Genomic DNA, 16218 nt, shown 5'->3' with positions numbered 1-16218 from the left:
GAAGGGAAGGACGAGGTCGCCGGGTGGGAGGAGCGACGGAGATGAAGCTGGCGAAGTTCAAGGCGCTGGTCTCGCTGGACGAGCAGGCGATCGGGGCCGACCTCCCCGCCGAGGGCTGCCCGTTCACGCTGCGCGAGAAGGGCGCCGAGCAGAAGCCGAACGCGTTCCACAAGGTCGTCATGACGACCGACGACGGGGAGCCGCTGCGGCCGGGCGACGTCGACCACATCGTGACGATGACGCTGCTGACGGAGACGGCGGGGCCCGGCGCGTTCCCGGCGGGCTGCCGGTTCGACCTGTGGCACGGCGGGAAGGTCGGGCACGGGCTGGTGTCCAGGCGCCTGGTGATCTGAGGGTCACCCGGCGGCGAAACGCCGTTCGGACTCCATGGCGGACGCGACGTCCGCCGGGTAGTCGCGCCGCGCCCGCAGCAGGATCAGGCCGTTGACCAGGAGCGGGATCAGCGCGAGCAGGAACACCCGGTCCAGGCCCGTGCCGGAGTGGTCGCCGGGCGCGAACACGCCGGACAGCCAGCCGAACAGGACGGGCGCGACCGCCTCGCCGGCCATCCGCAGGATCGTGCGGATGCTCTCGGCACGGCCCCACAGCCCGAAGTGGACGACGTCGAGGCGGACGGCGTCCAGCGGCGGGTTCGCGCCGGCCAGCGCGGCGGCGGCGAGGAAGAACAGCGGCATCGCCACCCACGCCGAGGTGGTCAGCAGGCCGGGCAGGAACAGCAGCGCGGACGCGGTGTAGGCGACGCTCGGCACCAGCACGCGGGCGGCGATCCGGCCGCGCCGGACGAGGCGGTCGGCGAGGCGGCCGGCGGTGAGGACGCCCGCGAGCGCGCCGAGGCCGATGACGGGGACGAGCAGGCTCAGCCCGGCGCGCCCGATGCCGTACCGGTGCTGGACGAACACGATCGCGAAGGTGCGCAGCCCGGCGAAGAAGAAGTAGCCGATGGAGGACGCGACGATGATGATCACGTTGGTGCGGATGCGCAGGACGTGCCGGGCGGCCTGGAGCAGCGTCATCCGGGACGGGTCGCTGGTCAGCACGTTCTCCGGGCGGGGCCGCACGTCCGATTCCTCCACCGCCCGCTGGGCGGCCTCGGCGCCGGCGCGCGCGGCGGAGCGGGCCGGGCCCTGCGCGCCGCGTCCCGGCTCGGGCAGCAGCCGCCAGACCGCCGCGGCGAGCGCGACGCCGAGGGCCGCGACGAACCAGAACGACACGCGCCAGCTCAGCGCGGCGGCGACGTTCCCGCCGACGACCAGGCCGAACCCGGCGCCGATCAGCTCGCCGGCGAGGATCCGCCCGTAGATGCCGGCCCGCTCCTGGTTCGGGAACAGGTCGCCGGTCAGGGACGCGACGGTGGGTCCGGCGGTCGCGGTGACGGCGCCGAGCGCGACCCGCGACGTCAGCAGCCAGTCGTAGGAGGTGGCGAGGCCGCCGACGACCATCGCGGCGCTCCACAGCAGGATGCTGCCGGCGAGCAGCGGCACGCGCGGGACGCGGTCGGTGAGCATGCCGACCGGGACGGTCGCGACGGCGCCGACCAGCGCCGGCGCGGCGGTCAGCACGCCGACCTGCGTGTTGTCGATGTGCAGGGAGGTGCGCAGCTGCTCGACGATCGCGCCGATGACGCCGGAGTCGGCGGTGTTGAGGGCGAGGACGCAGGCGAGCAGCAGCACGATGCGGGCCTGGCGGGGCCCGCCCAGCCGCCGTGTGACGGCGTCGACCGCCCGTCCCCACCCCGGTGGGGCAGCCCGCGCCCTGATCATGATGAGACGTCCTGCCCGATCGCGGGGCAGGTATGTGACCTGGCGCGGAGGCCCCCGGCCTAGGTGCCGGGCTTGGACATCATCGCGTGCATCTTCGCCTTGACCGGCTCGGGCATGGCCCTGGAAGCCGTGGTCTGCACCTTGTTGCGCGCGGACCCGGTGACGACGTGGTCCTTGCCCGCCATGAGCGCGTCGTAGGCCTGCCGCGCCACCTCCGCCGGGTCGTCCTTGCCGGACTTGCCGAGCCTGGTGTCGAGCACCCCGGCGCGCTCGAAGAAGTTCGTGCGCGTCGGGCCCGGCAGCAGCGCGGTCACGGTGACGCCGGTGCCCTGCAGTTCGTGGCGCAGCGCCTCGGCGAAGGAGTACAGGAACGCCTTGGACGCCGCGTACGTGGCGAGGTACGGGCCGGGGGACGTCGCGGCGATCGACGAGGTGAACAGCAGCCGCCCCGAACCCCGGCGCACCATGCCGTCCAGCACCAGCTTCGCCAGGTGGACGGCCGACCGGACGTTCAGGTCGACCAGGTTCAGCTCGTCGGCGAGCGCGTTGTCGCGGGCGAAGTCGCCGCCGACGCCGACGCCCGCGTTGATCGCCACCGCGTCCAGGGGGCGCGTCCCGACCGCCGCGTACAGCTCCTCGACCCCCCGGGGCCGCGCCAGGTCCACCCGGACGGGCGTCGCGTCCCCGACGGCCTCCGCCGCCGCGGTGATCTCCGCGTTCTCCGCCGCCATGATCACGTGGAAGCCGTGCCGGGCGAACTCGTCCGCCAGCGCGCGCCCGATCCCGCTGGACGCGCCGGTGACCAGGGCCAGCCGCGTGGACTCGGTCATGGCCGTTCCTCCCGTCGGTCAGGTCCGGCCGCGGCCGCTGATCTTGTCGCGGAGCCGGTCGGCCGCCGCGACGGCGGGCCCGGCGGTCTTGAGGACGCCCGGCTTCGGCGGGGTGTGCGGGTGCGGGCGGGTCGGCGCCGTCTTCTTGGCCTGCTCGAGCTTGCCGCCGAGCCGCTCCGCCCGCTCGTCGGTGATGACCCTGCGCAGCGCCGGCCACACCGTCATCTCCTCGTAGGCGATGTGCTCGCGGGCGTCGGTGATGTGGTTCGCGAGCAGCTCCTCGAACCTCCGGTCGCCGGCGTCCAGCCGCCTCAGCTCGTCGAGTTCCCTCTTCGCCGTCTGCTCCTGCTCGATGGCGTGGTCGGCGAGCCGGTCGCCGTCCTCCACCAGCTCGCGGACGGCCGGCCAGAAGTACTCCTCCTCGACGGCCTCGTGCTTGGACTCCTCGATGATGAGGCGCCGCACCATCTCGCCGCGCCTGCGCCGCCCGTCCTCGCCCCGGACGGACGCCTCCGACGCGTTGGCCGAGCCGGCCTCCAGCTCGGTGAACATCTGCTTGACCTCGGTGTGATCCTTCGCCAGCACCGTGAAGACGTCTGCCATCGCTGCCTCCTCGAACATGCGTCCGCTGCACCCCTGCCCGCATGTCCCGCCCCAAACGCAGTGGTACGTTCCGTTTCGTGGGGCTCTCGTATGTCGTCACCGGCGGCGGGCGCGGCATCGGCCGCGCGATCGCCGAACGTCTCATCGCCGACGGCGGGCACGTGGTGGTCGTCGAGCTGGACCCGGCCGCGGTGGAGTGGGCGACCGGACCGGGCGTCTCGGCGGTCGTCGGCGACGTGCGGGACGAGTCCGTCGCGGACGAGGCGGCGGACGCGGCGCAGGCGGCGGGCACCCTCAAGGGCTGGGTCAACAACGCCGCCGTGTTCCGCGACGCCGCCGTGGACGTCCCGGGGGCGCGCGACGTCATCGACGCGGTGGCGCTGAACTTCGACCCCGCCGTGGTGGGGTCGCTGACCGCGATCCGCCGGTTCCTGGACGCGGGGACGGGCGGCGCGGTCGTGAACGTCTCGTCGCACCAGGCGGCGCGTCCCGTCCGCGGATCGCTCACCTACGCGACGGCGAAGGCGGCCGTCGAGGGCTTCAGCCGCGCCCTCGCCGTGGACTACGGGCCGCGCGGCGTCCGCGTGAACGTCGTCGCGCTGGGCTCGATCACCACCGCCCGCTACGAGGCGTTCCTCGCCGCCCGGGATCCGGCGTCCGCCGCGCGGATCGACGCCGAGATGCGCGCCCTGCACCCGGTGGGGCGCGTCGGCCGCCCGGACGAGGTCGCCGCGGCCGTCCGGTACCTGCTCTCGGACGAGGCGAGCTTCGTCAACGGCGCGGTCGTCCCCGTGGACGGCGGCCGCGCGGTGCTGGGCCGCGACCCGGAAGAAGCCTGACCGCGCCGGTTCCGGACGAGGCGACGCACCGCGTCGCGACCCGCCGGAGGCGCGTCAGCACGAGGCGCCGGCCTCCCGCAGGTCGCGGAGCGTCCGCCGCGCGAGTTCGCCGAAGTCATCGCCGTTGGCCGTGTCGCTCCAGCGCTCGAAGGCGATCTTCATGGCGAGCGCGCCCAGTTCCGCGGCGACGCGCGCGGTCAGGTCGGGGACGCCGCGCCGCCGGAGCGCGGCGGTCACGGCGGCGGTGAGGGCGAGCCCCTTCAGCGCCTCGCGTTCCTGTAGTTCCGGGTGGCTGTCGATCACGGCCCGCCTGCGGGCGATGATCTCGCGGCGGTCGGGCGTGAAGGCTTCGCGCCCGATCGCGTCCAGTGCGTTCGCCACCGCTTCGAGCGGGGTGGCGGCCGGCGGCGCCGCGGCGATCCCGTCGGCGAGGAGCGCGGTCATCGTGTCCCTGCCGAAGAGGACTTCGCGCTTGTCCGGGAAGTGCCGGAAGAAGGTGCTCTTCGTCAGGCCGGCGCGCTGCGCGATGTCGATCACGGTCGTGTTCTCGTAGCCCCGCTCCGCGAAGAGGTCGAGGGCGGCGGCGACGAGGCGTTGCGACGCGTTGGGCTGCCAGCGGGCCATGCGGACAGTCTACGGCACTTGGTCCCATCACTCGTGTACGGTGATAGGACCAAGTCCCATCACTCCGCTGCAGGAGGTCTGCCATGAGCCGAGCCGTCATCTACGAGACGTTCGGAGGTCCCGAGGTCCTGGAGCTGCGCGATGTCCCGGAGCCGCACGCGGGCCCGGGCGAGGTCCGCGTCCGCGTGACCGCCGTCGGGCTGAACCCGATGGACTGGCTCCTCGCCGCGCGGCCCGAGGCGGCGGCGCGGTTCGGCGTCACCCTGCCGTCCGGCTTCGGGTCCGACTTCGCGGGCGTCGTCGACGAGGTCGGCGACGGCGCCGCGGGCTTCGCCGTCGGCGACCGCGTCCACGGCGGCACGGTGGGCAGGGCCGCCGCCGACTTCCTGGTGGTCACGGTGCCGGCGAGGACGCCGGAGATGCTCTCCCGCACGCCGGAGGGCATCGGCGACGAGGTGGCGAGCACCCTTCCGGTGGCCGGCCTGAGCGCCTCCGCGGCGCTGGCGGCGATCGGCCTGCGGTCCGGCGACACCGTCCTGATCGGCGGTGCCGCCGGCGGCGTGGGCGTGTTCGCCGTCCAGCTCGCGCGGCTCGCCGGCGCCACCGTGATCGGGACCGCCTCGGAGGGCACCTTCGGGTTCCTGCGGGGGCTGGGCGCCGAGCCGGTGGCGTACGGCCCCGGGCTGGCCGACCGGGTGCGGGCACTGGCGCCCGGCGGTCTGACCGCCGCGACCGACCTGTTCGGCACCGAGACGGCCGAGGCCGCGCTCGCGCTCGGCGTGCCGCCCGAGCGGATCTCCACGATCGCCGCGGGGCCCAACCCGCCCGGCGGCACGCGCCCGACCGGCGGCTTCGACGCGCGGCCGGGCGCCCTGGAGCGCATCACCGACGCGATCCTCGCGGGCGAGATGACCGTGCCGATCGCCGCGACCTTCCCCATCGAGAAGATCCGCGACGCCGTGGCGCTGCAGGCCGGACGCCACGTCCACGGAAAGATCGTGATCACGCTGTGAGGACGTCCGCCGGGACTTCGGGCTTCACCAGGGAAAACACGGGGGTGCCGGACGCCTGAGAGGGCCCTGTGGTTGCCATCCGACCCACACATGGCCACACACCACCATGTGTGTGTGAATGCCGGTACAAATAGGCATTCGCTGGTGAACGAAAGGGGTTCTCGGGGTGAAGAGGCTTGTTGTGACGGGGGTCGCGGCCATCGCCGGTGCGGTGGCCGCGGGGCTGCTGGCGGCGGCGCCCGCCGAGGCGGCCAGCCCGGTGCAGATCTACCGCGTCTACTTCGACTCGCCCGGCAAGGACACCGGGTCGAACGCGTCGCTGAACGCCGAGTGGGTGCAGCTGTACAACAGGACCACGACGGCGCGGCAGCTCAAGGGGGTCACGCTGCGCGACAAGTCCGGCCACACGTACACGTTCGGCTCGTTCACCCTCAAGGGGCACAAGTCGGTCTACGTGCGCACGGGCCGTGGGACGAACACCGCGACGAACCGGTACTGGGGCTCGAAGGCGTACATCTGGAACAACACCGGTGACACCGCCTACCTCCGCTACCCGAGCGGCGCGGTGGCGGACACCTGCAAGTGGGGCAGCAGCGGCTCGTCGAAGTACTGCTGACGACCGGCGCCCCGCCCGCTCGGCGGGCGGGGCGCACGGCGGTCAGATGGTGCCGGACGTCTCCAGCGACGTGATCTCCTCGGAGGACAGGCCGAGCAACTCGCCGTAGACCTCCGCGTTGTGCTGGCCGAGGGACGGGCCGAGCGCGCGCACCTCGCCCGGCGTCTCGGACAGCTTCGGGAACACGTTGTGCATCGGGAAGTCGCCGAAGTCCGGGTGCGCCATCCGGATGATCGCCTCGCGGGCCTTGTAGTGCGGGTCCGCCAGCATGTCCTTGGCACGGTAGGTCAGCCCGGCCGGGATGCCGTTCTCGTGCAGCAACTCCAGCAGCGCGTCGGAGCCCTGGCCCGCCGTCCACGCGCCGATCAGCTCGTCCAGCTCCTCGGCGTTGGTGCCGCGCGCCCCGTGCGTCGCGTACCGCTCGTCGTCGGCGAGCTCCGGACGGCCCATCAGCGCGGCGAGCCGCCGCCAGATCGTGTCGCGGTTCGCGGCGATGAGGACGGGCCCGTCGAGCGTGGGGTAGACGTTGGACGGCGCGATGTTCGGCAGCACGGACCCGGTGCGCTCCCGCTGGTAGCCCGCGATCTCCCACTCCGGGACGAGCGACTCCATCAGCGCGAGCACCGCCTCGTAGAGAGCCGAGTCGACGATCTGGCCGCGGCCCGTCCGGTGCCGGGCGTGCAGGGCGACGAGGGTGCCGAGCGCGGCGAACGTGCCGGCCAGCTCGTCGCCCAGCGAGATGCCCGCGCGGGACGGCGGCCTGTCGGGGTCGCCCGTGACGTACCGGATGCCGCCCATCGCCTCACCGATCGAGCCGAACCCGGCACGCGGCGCGTACGGGCCGTCCTGCCCGTAGCCGGTGACGCGGGTGATGATCAGCCGCGGGTTCTCCCTCTGCAGGTCGGCGGGCGCGAGGCCCCAGCGCTCCAGCGTGCCGGGACGGAAGTTCTCCACCAGCACGTCGGCCTGCGCGATGATCCTCCGGGCGAGGGCCTGGCCCTCCGGCGTGCGCAGGTTCAGCGTGACGGACTTCTTGTTGCGGGCGAGGATCGGCCACCACAGCGACATGCCGTGCGGCTTCTCCCGGCCCCATTCGCGCATCGGGTCCCCGGACCCCGGCGGCTCGATCTTGACGACCTCGGCGCCGAAGTCGCCGAGCAGCTGCCCGCAGAAGGGGCCGGCGAGCAGCTGGCCCATCTCCACGACCCGGAGGTCTCCCAGCGCACCTGTCATCGTTCGTCCTCCGCCTCGTTCGCGTCGTGGCTCAGGTTGGCCGCGGCGGCGCGGATGTGGGCGCGCATCACCGATTCGGCCCAGTCGGGGTCGCGGGCGGCCATCGCGGCGACCAGCTCGCGGTGGTGGTTCATGCTGCGGGCCATCTCGCCGGCGTCGTACCGGCGGAACGTCCCGACGATCAGGGGGGCGTGCATGACCGACGTCAGCATCGCCGGGAGCCGCCGGTTGCGGGAGGCGTCGATGACGGCGGCGTGGAAGAGCGAGTTCAGCTGCGCGACGCGGGTGAAGTCGCCGGCCGCGACCGCCGCCTCCATCGCGTCGCACTGGCCGAGCAGGTCCGCCAGGACGTCCTCGCCGGGCGCCATCCGGGCCGCGCGCGCCGCGGCGTAGGGCTCCAGCAGCGACCGCAGCTCGAAGATCTCCTCCAGGTCCCGCCGCGTCCACCGGACGACCCGTGCCCCGCGGTGCGGCAGCACCTCGACGAGCCCGTCCGCGCCGAGCCGCTGCAGCGCCTCCCGGACGGGCGTGCGGGACAGCCCGAGCGTCTCGGCGAGCTCCGCCTCGCCGAGCCTGCTGCCCGCCGCCGCCTCGCCGGAGAGGATCATCCGGCGGACCGCGTCGTACGCCGTGTCGGTCGCCCGTGCCATCGCCCCTCCCTCGCTTCGATTGCATGCAATATAGTCACACCAGGGTCGAAACTCGCAAGCTGGAGGCGAAGTTGCATACAACAGTCCTCGAAGTGGGTCCCCGTGACGGGCTGCAGAACGAGGCCCGCGTGCTCGACCCGGACGACCGGATCGCCTTCATCACCCGCTGCGTGGACGCGGGCGCCCGCCGCATCGAGGCCGTCTCGTTCGTCAACCCCAAGCGCGTCCCGCAGATGGCGGGCGCCGAGGAGGTCATGGCGGGCGTCCCGCGCCGCGACGGGGTCTCCTACAGCGGCCTCGTGCTCAACCGGCGCGGCCTCGACCGCGCCCTCGACGCGGGCGTGGACGAGGTGAACGTCGTGCTCGTCGCGTCCGACACGTTCTCCGTGCGCAACCAGGGCAGCACCATGGCCGGGATGCTGGACGCCTGGGACGGCATCGCCGCCGCCGCGCACGACGCGGGGATCCCCGCCGGGGTCACCATCGCGGTCGCGTTCGGCTGCCCCTTCGAGGGCGAGACGCCTCCGGAGCGCGTCGCCGAGATCGCCCGCCGCGCGCACGCCGCCGGCGCCTTCGAGATCGCGATCGCCGACACGATCGGCGTCGGCGTCCCCGCGCAGGTCCGCGACCTGACCGCCCGCGTCCGCGCGGCCGCGCCCGGCACGCCGCTGCGCTTCCACTTCCACAACACCCGCAACACCGGCTACGCCAACGCGCTCACGGCCGTCGACCTCGGCGCCACCACCCTCGACGCCAGCACCGGGGGCTTCGGCGGCTGCCCGTTCGCGCCCGCCGCCACCGGCAACATCGCCACCGAGGACCTCCTCTACGCCCTCCACCGCTCCGGCGTCGAGACCGGCATCGACATGAACGCCGTCGCCGAGACCGGCACCTGGCTCGCCGGCCTCCTCGGCACGCCCGCCCCCGCCCTCCTCGGCCGCGCCGGCGGCTACCCCTGACGGACCCGCGGTCGCGCTCAGCGCCCCCGCCTGACGGGGTCCGCGGCGGCCCGATGTCCGGATATGCCAGAACCTGGTCATGGCGGTCACGGCGGGACGCCCGTGACAATGGAGGCATGTCCGCTCCGCACCGTGTCGTCATCGCCGTGTTCCCCGACGTCGACCTCCTCGACGTCACCGGGCCCGCGGAGGTGTTCGCGGCCGCGAACCGGGAGATGTCCGGCGGCACGCCCTACCGGGTGCTGCTCGCCGGGCCGGACGGCGGCCAGGTGCGCACCAGCGCCGGCGTCCGGCTCGCCACCGACCTGACGTTCGACCAGGTCGGCGACCGGGTCGGCACGCTCGTCGTGCCCGGCGCCCTGGACCGCGCCGGCGCGCCGGTGATCGATCCGGACCTGGTCGCCTGGATCGCCGCCACCGCCCGGCACGCCCGCCGCGTCGCGTCCGTCTGCGTCGGCGCGCACCTGCTCGCGGCGGCGGGCCTGCTCGCGGGCCGGACGGCGACGACGCACTGGGCCACCGCGGACCGGCTCGCTGCCGACCACCCCGACGTCGTCGTGGACCCCGACCCGATCTACGTCCGGTCGGGGAACGTCTGGACGGGCGCCGGGATCAGCGCGTGCATGGACCTCGCGCTCGCCCTGGTCGCCGAGGACCACGGCGAACGCCTCGCGCTGAAGGTCGCCCGGCAGCTCGTCATGTACCTCAAGCGGCAGGGCGGGCAGAGCCAGTTCAGCGTCCCGCTGTGGCAGGCGCCCGCCGAGCGCCGCGACATCGACGAGCTGCGCGCGTGGATCACCGCCAACCCGTCGGAGGACCTGTCGGCGGCGGCGCTCGCCGAACGGATGTGCCTCAGCGAGCGGCACTTCACCCGCGTCTTCCGCAGGGAGACCGGCGCCACACCGGCGGCCTACGTCGAGGCGGTGCGGGTGGAGGCGGCGCGCCGGCTGCTGGAGGGCACCGACGAGCCGCTCGACCGGGTCGCCGCCGCGTGCGGCCTCGGCTCGGTGGAGACGCTGCACCGGGCGTTCCGGCGGCGGCTCGGCACGACCCCGGCGGCCTACCGGAGGCGGTTCCGCACCGCCGCCTGACCTGCCCGTTCCCCTGCCCCGGCCCGTGAGGCCGGTGCTCGCCCCTGCCCGATTTCCCGCATCCCCATTTCCCGCATCCCCGCATCCCGGATCCCAGGAGGACGAGATGACCGTTTCGACGACCCTGCGCGACGTGATCGGCCTGGACGGCGCGCTCCCCGCGCTGCCCGCCGCCACCCTGATCATGATCGACTTCCAGAACACCTACCGGACCGGCGTCATGGCGCTGCCCGGCGCCGACCGCGCGCTGGACGCCGCGTCCCGGCTGCTCGCCCGCGCCCGTGCCGCCGGGACGCCGGTGGTGCATGTCGTCAACGACGGCGGTGAGGGCAGCCCCTACGACGTCCGCGCCGAGATCGGTCAGGTCGCCGAGCCCGTCGCGCCCCGGGAGGGCGAGCCGGTCGTGGTGAAGCGCTTCCCGAACTCCTTCCACGACACCGACCTGCTCGGCGTGCTGCGCCGCCTCGACGCCGGGCCCGACCTCGTGCTGGCCGGGTTCATGACCCACATGTGCGTCCAGTTCACCGCCGAGGGGGCCTTCAACCTCGGCTACCGTCCCACCGTCGTGGCGGAGGCGTGCGCGACCCGCCCGCTGGCGGGCCCGGACGGCGCGCCGATCACGGCGGACGCCCTGCACGCCGCCGCCCTCACCACGATCGGCGATCTGTTCGGCCGGGTCGCCGCCCGCGAGGCGGACCTGCCCGGCTGACCCTTCTCACGGGCGGGGGCGCCTCGTAAGGCGGGAGCGCGCCGTCACCCGGAGGCCAGGGCGAAGACCCAGAAGAGGATCTGGATCGCCAGGATGGCGGCGCCGAGGACGGTGATTCCGGTCGGCATCCGGTAGGCGGGGCGGGGGTCAGCTCGCTTGGGGTACCAGGGAGAGCCCGGCTCGGCGGGCTTGTTCGACGCTGTCATGGAGGGCCTCCTCGATCCGCCGTGCCCGCTCGGTCAGGTCGTCGATCTCGGCGATGGCCAGGTCGTCGCGGACCGTGCGGGCCAGCAGGTCGCGGTAGGCGTCGTTGCCTTCGGCCAGGTTCTGGAGGGCGCGCAGTTCGAGCAGCGCCTGGTCGGCGGCCCGGGTGCGTGCGGCGTAGCGTTCGAGCGCCTCGACGCGCTTGATGACGGACTCGGTCGCCAGGTTCAGGGCCTTGCGCTGGGGACGCAGCGCCTCGACGACGCGCGGCGTGCTGAGCCCCATCGTCCTCTCCCGCTGCTCGACGTTCAGCCGGGACAGCTCGGCGAGCGTCTGCGCGACGTCCCAGAGCTGCCGGGGCAGGGTCACCGTGTTCCGCACCTCGTCGAGGAGCCCTTCCCGGTTGACCTCGGAGCCGGTCACGGCGTCGACGGCCGCCTGCGCGCGGTCGAGAAGGGCGGGTGCGGGGCCGTCGAGTTCCTCGGGGCGGATGTAGCCGTCCTTGTGGCGGCGGATCAGTCTCGGCAGCTCCGGTTCGCCGGAGAGGACGAGGACGGCGATGAAGGCGATGATCTGGAGCGGCAGGCCGAAGAGGACGTTGACGGCCAGCCCGTAGAAGCCGGACACGGCGATGGGGGCGATGACGACGGCTTCGGCGACGATGCCGGCGATCTTCGCGCGCTTCCCGTACTGCCAGCAGGCGAGGGCGGGCAGGTAGACCCAGATCGGCGCCTGGACCGCGGCCAGCGCGACCGTGCCGAGGCCCCGCCCGCCGAGACGCGGGCGGGGCGGCGGCACGGACGGAGGGGGCAGCAGCCGCGCGTTGGCCGCGAGCACCGCGCGCGCCTTCTCGGGGATGTCCGGATCGAGCACCACTCGTGGCGTCACGCGAAGAATCCTCCACGAGCCGATCGGCCGTCCACAAGGGTTTATCCGAATGTGGAAAACCTTCCGCGTCAGCCGGGAAGCGCCAGGTGGCGCGGATTGGACACCGTGAGCCTGTCGACGATCGAGGCGCGGATCGCGCCGACCACCTCCTCCCGGCGGTCGTCGAGCGCGCCTTCGCGGATGGCGGCCGCCAGGTCGGCGTCGGACGCGCAGCCGAGTTTCGCCAGGCGGGCGGCGTGCGCGGCCCGGTGCGCCTCGCCCAGCAGCAGCTCGCGGCGCGCGATGCGCAGGGCGGACGCGGCGACGCGGGCGTGGAAGCGCAGCCGCTCGTCGGGCTGCTCGGCCTCCAGCAGGAAGGCGCCGACGGCGTCGATCAGCGCGGTCGCGCCGGGCCGGTCGTGCGGCGCCGAGCCCGGTGCCGCCGAGCCCGATCCCGCCGAGCCCGCCGCCGGGGCGAGCGGGTCCTCGACGGTGACGGGCGACGTCAGGCCGAGCGCGAGCAGCATGTCGTGCTCCTGCTCGCAGACCTTCCGGCCCAGCACGGCGTACTCGATGGACGTGTCGGAGCCGCTGAGGAAGCGCTCGGCCTGGTGGCGGCAGAGGATCGTCCAGCGGAGCGTGCCGTAGACCTCCCACCAGCGCAGTTCCTCCGGGGTGGGCGGGGTGCCGCCCGCGTCGGCGTAGCCGGCGAGGAGGTCCTCGCGGGAGCCGAACCCGCCGGCGGGGTGCGGGGAGCCGAACCGCCACGCCTTCACGCAGAGCCAGCCGAGGTCCTCGGCGGGGTCGCCGACGTGGGTGAGCTCCCAGTCCAGGACGCCGGTGACGCCGTCCGGCGCGATCATCAGGTTGCCGTTGCGGAAGTCGCCGTGCACGACCGTGCGGCGGCCGGACGCGGCGGGCCGGTTCTCGCGCAGCCAGCGCAGCGCCAGCTCGACGGCGGGGCGCGGCTCGTCGAACGCCTCGTAGTAGGCGCTGATCGCGGTCAGCGGGTCGTCGTCCGGCAGGCCGGGGACGGGCTCCATGGTGTGCAGGCGGGCGAGGACGCCGCCGAGGTCGCGGGCCAGCCGGGGCCGGACGGCGGCGAACGCCTCGTCGCGCAGCAGCCGGCGCGGGATCGTCTCGCCGGACAGCCGCTCCATGATCATGAACGGGGTGCCGGCGAGGTCGTCGCCGTGGTCGACCAGGGACGGGACGGGGACGCCGGCGCGGGCGGCGGACGCCAGCAGCGCGGCCTCGCGCGCCATCGCGTCCGGGTCGGGCGACGACGGGGGGTCGCGGCGCAGGATCAGGGCGCGCCCGCCCGCGTCGAACGACCAGGTCTCGCGGCTCGCGCCGCCGGACAGCCGGTGCAGGTCCGTGACGTCCGCGCCGAGCCGGGCGGCGAGCGCGGACTCCAGCGCGGTCATGCGCGGGCCGCGCGCCGGGCGGCGGCGAGGTCGCGCAGCGGGTCGCTGCCGCGGGTGTCGGCGTACTCCTCGATGCGCGCGATGCGCCCGGAGCCGTCCACGGTGACGAACAGGCACGCGGCGATCTCGAGGGGCGTCCCGCCGGGGAGCGTCCCGCGCAGGACGTGCCGCTGGACGTACCCGCCGGGCAGCGCGTCGCGGCGGATCTCCTCGTAGCGGAGGTCGCCGAGGTTGCGCGACAGCCAGCGCAGCGTGCGGAGATTGTCGTCCACGCTCTGCTCCGAACCGCCGCCCGGGCCGGGGCCGTTGTGCCAGATCAGCGCGCCGGGCGCGTAGAGGGAGCGGAGCGTGTCGACGTCGCCGCCGGTGATGGCGGCGATGAAGCGGTCGGCGAGTTCCTCGTGCACGCGGGTCTCCTTCGGGGGGAGTTCTCAGGGGGTGGGACGCAGGCCGAGCGCCCGGACGTTGAGGGCGTCGAGGGTGTCCAGGAGCCGTTCGGTGTCCGACGTGTCGTCGCCCTGGACGAGCCAGAGGTACAGCGAGTGGTCGACCATCGCGGCGAGCGCGCGCGCCGTCATCTCGGGGTCGAGGCCGGGGTCGACGAGCCCGGCGCGCTGCCAGCGCTCGATCGCCCGCGCGGACCGCCGGACGGACTCGGCGCGGTGCTTGCGCCGCATCTCCTGGAACTCCTCGTTGAACGTGGAGACCTGCTCGATGATCGCCATCATCTTCGCGTTGCGCCGGTACGCCTCGTAGTAGGCGCGGTTGGCGCGGCGGACGCGCGCGGCGGGCTCCGTGGCGGCGGGCTCCGTGGCGGCGGGGTCGGCGGGGGCGGAGTCGGGGCCCGGGGTGAAGGAGTGCCGCGTCATGTCCTCGAAGAGCCGGTCGGCGACCTCCAGGAAGACGGCCTCCTTGGACGGGAAGTACGTGTAGAAGGAGCCGTAGGCCACCTTGGCGTGCCGGGCGATGTGCGCGACCCGGGTGTCGAGGAAGCCGCGCTCCTCGAAGACCTCGCGGGCCGCCGCGATGAGGCGCTCCCTGGTGCGGGCGCCGCGCTCGGTCAGCGGCGCCTGCGGGCTCTCGCCGGCACCCGTGTCCGCCATCCGTGGTTCCTTTCGCCGTGGGCCGCCGCCCCGCCGGGGGCTTGACAACCCGATGTTCGCAGGAACAGTATCCGAGCATCGAGCAACTTGATATGACTGTCAAGTCAACTTCGGGGAGGCGTCGTGCCGGAGCGTCCATGCTGATCAGCGACATCGTCGAGTACGCGGCCCGCAAGCACCCGGACCGCGTCGCCCTCCGGTTCGAGGACCGGGCGGTCGGTTACGCGGAGCTTCGCGACCGGGTCCGCCGGGCCGCCAACGCGCTGCGGACCGTCGCCGAGCCCGGCGACCGGATCGCCGTGCTGTCGGGCAACCGCCCCGAGTACGTCGACCTCTACTACGGCGTCCCCGCCGCCGGGATGGCGCTGACGTTCCTCAACCACCGCCTCCACCCGTCCGAGATCATCGCGCTGGTCGAGCACGCGCAGGCGTCCGTGCTGATCGTCAGCGGCGAGTACCTCGACGCCATGACCGAGCACCGGCACGAGATGCCCGGCGTGAAGGTCGTCGTCGGGCTGGACGGCGGCGGCGACCGCGGCTACGCCGACCTCGTCGCCGGGGCGGACGCGACCGAGCCGCCCCGCCCCGACGAGGACTCCCTCGCCTGGCTCGTCTACACCAGCGGCACGACCGGCGCCCCCAAGGGCGTCATGCTCAGCCACCGCAACCTGATCACCGGCGTGATCAGCTCGGCGTCGCAGTGGGAGATCCCCGACGACACCGTCTTCCTGTTCTGCTTCCCGCTCTGCCACGTCGGCGGGTACGCGGTCCTCGTCAACCACCTGCGCTCGGCGACCGTCGGGATCGTCCGCGCCTACGACAACGAGACGTTCCTGCGGCTCGTCGCCGAATGGAAGGTCACCCAGACCGGCCTCGCCCCGACGATGATCGCGTTCCTGCTGGGCCACCCCGGCATCGAGGACCACGACCTCGGCACGCTGGAGGCGATCGGGTACGGCGCGTCCGCGATCCCCGCCGAGGTGCTGCGGCGCGGCATGGACGTCCTCGGCTGCGACTTCTACCAGGGCTTCGGCATGAGCGAGCTCGGCGGCAACATCCTGTACTTCGGGACCGCCGAGCACCGCCGCGCCGCCGCCGGCGAGACGCACCTGCTCGCCGCCGCCGGGCGCGTCATGGACCTCGCCGACATCCGGATCGTCGACGCCGACTTCAACGACGTCCCGCCCGGTGAGCCCGGCGAGATGGTCGTCCGCTGCGACCAGGTGATGCGCGGCTACTGGCGCGAGCCCGAGCTGACCGCCGAGGCGTTCCGGGACGGCTGGTTCCGCACCGGCGACGTTGTCCGCCGGGACGCCGAGGGCATGGTCTACATCGTGGACCGGATCAAGGACATGATCATCACGGGCGGCGAGAACGTCGCGTCCCGCGAGGTCGAGCAGGTCCTGTACCGGCACCCCGACGTCGCCGACGCGGCCGTCTTCGGCGTCCCCGACCCGCGCTGGGGCGAGGCCGTCTGCGCCGCCGTCGTGCTGCGGCCCGGCGCGTCCGCCGCACCCGGCGACGTCATCGCCTTCGCCCGCGAGCACCTCGGCGGCTACAAGGTCCCGCGCCGCGTCGAGGTGGTCGACGAGCTCCCGCGCAACGTCGCGGGGAAGGTCCTCAAGCGCGACCTGCGCGCCCGCTACGCCGCTCCCCTCTGAAGGAGGCA

18 protein-coding genes are annotated in these 16218 nt (G+C 73.9%); 8 read left to right on the top strand and 10 right to left on the bottom strand.

Features of this window, described 5'->3' with window-relative positions; all coding sequences use genetic code 11:
* The first annotated feature begins 41 nt into the window (after nucleotides 1-41).
* Entirely contained in the window at nucleotides 42-353 is a 312-nt protein-coding gene (locus tag J4557_RS30150) for a hypothetical protein (RefSeq protein WP_208270133.1), read from the top strand.
* 3 nt (nucleotides 354-356) lie between these two features.
* Here the strand turns inward: J4557_RS30150 and J4557_RS30145 are convergent, their stop codons facing one another.
* Genes J4557_RS30145 through J4557_RS30135 form a run of 3 tightly spaced genes read right to left on the bottom strand, consistent with a single transcriptional unit; the run spans nucleotide 357 to nucleotide 3214 of the window.
* The gene (locus tag J4557_RS30145; RefSeq protein WP_208270132.1) at nucleotides 357-1781 is read right to left on the bottom strand and encodes an MFS transporter; all 1425 of its coding nucleotides are present in this window, start codon (nucleotides 1779-1781) and stop codon (nucleotides 357-359) included.
* Between the two features lie 59 nt (nucleotides 1782-1840).
* A complete protein-coding gene (locus J4557_RS30140) occupies nucleotides 1841-2611 on the bottom strand; it encodes an SDR family NAD(P)-dependent oxidoreductase (RefSeq protein WP_208270131.1) in 771 nt (256 codons plus the stop codon).
* Between the two features lie 18 nt (nucleotides 2612-2629).
* Nucleotides 2630-3214, bottom strand: a complete 585-nt coding sequence (locus tag J4557_RS30135; protein WP_208270130.1) for a hemerythrin domain-containing protein — start codon at nucleotides 3212-3214, stop codon at nucleotides 2630-2632.
* 77 nt (nucleotides 3215-3291) lie between these two features.
* On the opposite strand from J4557_RS30135, the gene J4557_RS30130 reads away from it, so the two are divergent.
* On the top strand, nucleotides 3292-4053 hold the full coding sequence (locus tag J4557_RS30130; protein WP_307800289.1) for an SDR family NAD(P)-dependent oxidoreductase: 762 nt from the start codon (nucleotides 3292-3294) through the stop codon (nucleotides 4051-4053).
* 54 nt (nucleotides 4054-4107) lie between these two features.
* Here J4557_RS30130 and J4557_RS30125 read toward each other — a convergent pair whose 3' ends face one another.
* Complete coding sequence (locus J4557_RS30125; protein ID WP_208270128.1) at nucleotides 4108-4677, bottom strand: TetR/AcrR family transcriptional regulator; 570 nt, start codon at nucleotides 4675-4677, stop codon at nucleotides 4108-4110.
* 83 nt (nucleotides 4678-4760) lie between these two features.
* Here J4557_RS30125 and J4557_RS30120 point away from each other — a divergent pair, with 83 nt between their 5' ends.
* Both J4557_RS30120 and J4557_RS30115 read left to right on the top strand, forming a co-directional pair.
* Nucleotides 4761-5690 carry an NADP-dependent oxidoreductase gene (locus tag J4557_RS30120; RefSeq protein WP_208270127.1) on the top strand — a complete coding sequence of 310 codons (930 nt, stop codon included), beginning with the start codon at nucleotides 4761-4763 and terminating at the stop codon, nucleotides 5688-5690.
* A 166-nt stretch (nucleotides 5691-5856) separates the two neighbouring features.
* Nucleotides 5857-6306 (top strand): lamin tail domain-containing protein, encoded by a 450-nt coding sequence (locus tag J4557_RS30115; protein WP_307800288.1) that lies wholly within the window; start codon nucleotides 5857-5859, stop codon nucleotides 6304-6306.
* Between the two features lie 42 nt (nucleotides 6307-6348).
* Here J4557_RS30115 and J4557_RS30110 read toward each other — a convergent pair whose 3' ends face one another.
* Nucleotides 6349-7539, bottom strand: a complete 1191-nt coding sequence (locus J4557_RS30110) for a CaiB/BaiF CoA transferase family protein (protein ID WP_208270126.1) — start codon at nucleotides 7537-7539, stop codon at nucleotides 6349-6351.
* Complete coding sequence (locus J4557_RS30105) at nucleotides 7536-8189, bottom strand: GntR family transcriptional regulator (protein ID WP_208270125.1); 654 nt, start codon at nucleotides 8187-8189, stop codon at nucleotides 7536-7538. Before J4557_RS30105 ends, J4557_RS30110 begins: the two co-directional genes overlap by 4 nt.
* A gap of 23 nt (nucleotides 8190-8212) precedes the next feature.
* On the opposite strand from J4557_RS30105, the gene J4557_RS30100 reads away from it, so the two are divergent.
* From J4557_RS30100 to J4557_RS30090, 3 genes are all read left to right on the top strand, one after another.
* Complete coding sequence (locus J4557_RS30100) at nucleotides 8213-9148, top strand: hydroxymethylglutaryl-CoA lyase (protein ID WP_208270124.1); 936 nt, start codon at nucleotides 8213-8215, stop codon at nucleotides 9146-9148.
* Between the two features lie 116 nt (nucleotides 9149-9264).
* Nucleotides 9265-10239, top strand: a complete 975-nt coding sequence (locus J4557_RS30095; RefSeq protein ID WP_208270123.1) for a GlxA family transcriptional regulator — start codon at nucleotides 9265-9267, stop codon at nucleotides 10237-10239.
* A 106-nt stretch (nucleotides 10240-10345) separates the two neighbouring features.
* Nucleotides 10346-10948: a cysteine hydrolase family protein gene (locus J4557_RS30090; protein WP_208270122.1), complete on the top strand. Its 603-nt coding sequence runs from the start codon at nucleotides 10346-10348 to the stop codon at nucleotides 10946-10948.
* 147 nt (nucleotides 10949-11095) lie between these two features.
* On the opposite strand, the gene J4557_RS30085 is transcribed toward J4557_RS30090, so the two are convergent.
* The 4 genes from J4557_RS30085 to J4557_RS30065 all read right to left on the bottom strand — a co-directional run bounded on the left by J4557_RS30085 (nucleotide 11096) and on the right by J4557_RS30065 (nucleotide 14549).
* A complete protein-coding gene (locus tag J4557_RS30085) occupies nucleotides 11096-12040 on the bottom strand; it encodes a hypothetical protein (RefSeq protein WP_208270121.1) in 945 nt (314 codons plus the stop codon).
* A gap of 68 nt (nucleotides 12041-12108) precedes the next feature.
* The gene (locus tag J4557_RS30075; protein WP_243776559.1) at nucleotides 12109-13446 is read right to left on the bottom strand and encodes a phosphotransferase family protein; all 1338 of its coding nucleotides are present in this window, start codon (nucleotides 13444-13446) and stop codon (nucleotides 12109-12111) included.
* Complete coding sequence (locus J4557_RS30070; RefSeq protein WP_208270120.1) at nucleotides 13443-13853, bottom strand: nuclear transport factor 2 family protein; 411 nt, start codon at nucleotides 13851-13853, stop codon at nucleotides 13443-13445. Before J4557_RS30070 ends, J4557_RS30075 begins: the two co-directional genes overlap by 4 nt.
* Before the next feature lie 24 nt (nucleotides 13854-13877).
* Nucleotides 13878-14549, bottom strand: coding sequence for a TetR/AcrR family transcriptional regulator (locus J4557_RS30065; protein WP_208270119.1), 672 nt, complete (start codon nucleotides 14547-14549; stop codon nucleotides 13878-13880).
* Between the two features lie 137 nt (nucleotides 14550-14686).
* Between J4557_RS30065 and J4557_RS30060 the strand changes: the two genes are divergently transcribed.
* A complete protein-coding gene (locus J4557_RS30060; RefSeq protein ID WP_208270118.1) occupies nucleotides 14687-16210 on the top strand; it encodes a class I adenylate-forming enzyme family protein in 1524 nt (507 codons plus the stop codon).
* Nucleotides 16211-16218 lie beyond the last annotated feature (8 nt).

This window comes from Actinomadura nitritigenes (genome assembly GCF_017573545.1).
GTDB lineage: Bacteria > Actinomycetota > Actinomycetes > Streptosporangiales > Streptosporangiaceae > Spirillospora > Spirillospora nitritigenes.
This window is presented reverse-complemented; position numbering and strand designations above follow the sequence as displayed.

Bases quoted from the DNA above. Each gene is read 5' to 3' on its own strand.
- J4557_RS30110 (WP_208270126.1), bottom strand. From the start codon at position 7,539: ATGACAGGTGCGCTGGGAGACCTCCGGGTCGTGGAGATGGGCCAGCTG.
- J4557_RS30075 (WP_243776559.1), bottom strand. From the start codon at position 13,446: ATGACCGCGCTGGAGTCCGCGCTCGCCGCCCGGCTCGGCGCGGACGTC.
- J4557_RS30105 (WP_208270125.1), bottom strand. From the start codon at position 8,189: ATGGCACGGGCGACCGACACGGCGTACGACGCGGTCCGCCGGATGATC.
- J4557_RS30120 (WP_208270127.1), top strand. From the start codon at position 4,761: ATGAGCCGAGCCGTCATCTACGAGACGTTCGGAGGTCCCGAGGTCCTG.
- J4557_RS30140 (WP_208270131.1), bottom strand. From the start codon at position 2,611: ATGACCGAGTCCACGCGGCTGGCCCTGGTCACCGGCGCGTCCAGCGGG.
- J4557_RS30095 (WP_208270123.1), top strand. From the start codon at position 9,265: ATGTCCGCTCCGCACCGTGTCGTCATCGCCGTGTTCCCCGACGTCGAC.
- J4557_RS30125 (WP_208270128.1), bottom strand. From the start codon at position 4,677: ATGGCCCGCTGGCAGCCCAACGCGTCGCAACGCCTCGTCGCCGCCGCC.
- J4557_RS30060 (WP_208270118.1), top strand. From the start codon at position 14,687: ATGCTGATCAGCGACATCGTCGAGTACGCGGCCCGCAAGCACCCGGAC.
- J4557_RS30100 (WP_208270124.1), top strand. From the start codon at position 8,213: ATGCAATATAGTCACACCAGGGTCGAAACTCGCAAGCTGGAGGCGAAG.
- J4557_RS30090 (WP_208270122.1), top strand. From the start codon at position 10,346: ATGACCGTTTCGACGACCCTGCGCGACGTGATCGGCCTGGACGGCGCG.
- J4557_RS30135 (WP_208270130.1), bottom strand. From the start codon at position 3,214: ATGGCAGACGTCTTCACGGTGCTGGCGAAGGATCACACCGAGGTCAAG.
- J4557_RS30065 (WP_208270119.1), bottom strand. From the start codon at position 14,549: ATGGCGGACACGGGTGCCGGCGAGAGCCCGCAGGCGCCGCTGACCGAG.
- J4557_RS30145 (WP_208270132.1), bottom strand. From the start codon at position 1,781: ATGATCAGGGCGCGGGCTGCCCCACCGGGGTGGGGACGGGCGGTCGAC.
- J4557_RS30150 (WP_208270133.1), top strand. From the start codon at position 42: ATGAAGCTGGCGAAGTTCAAGGCGCTGGTCTCGCTGGACGAGCAGGCG.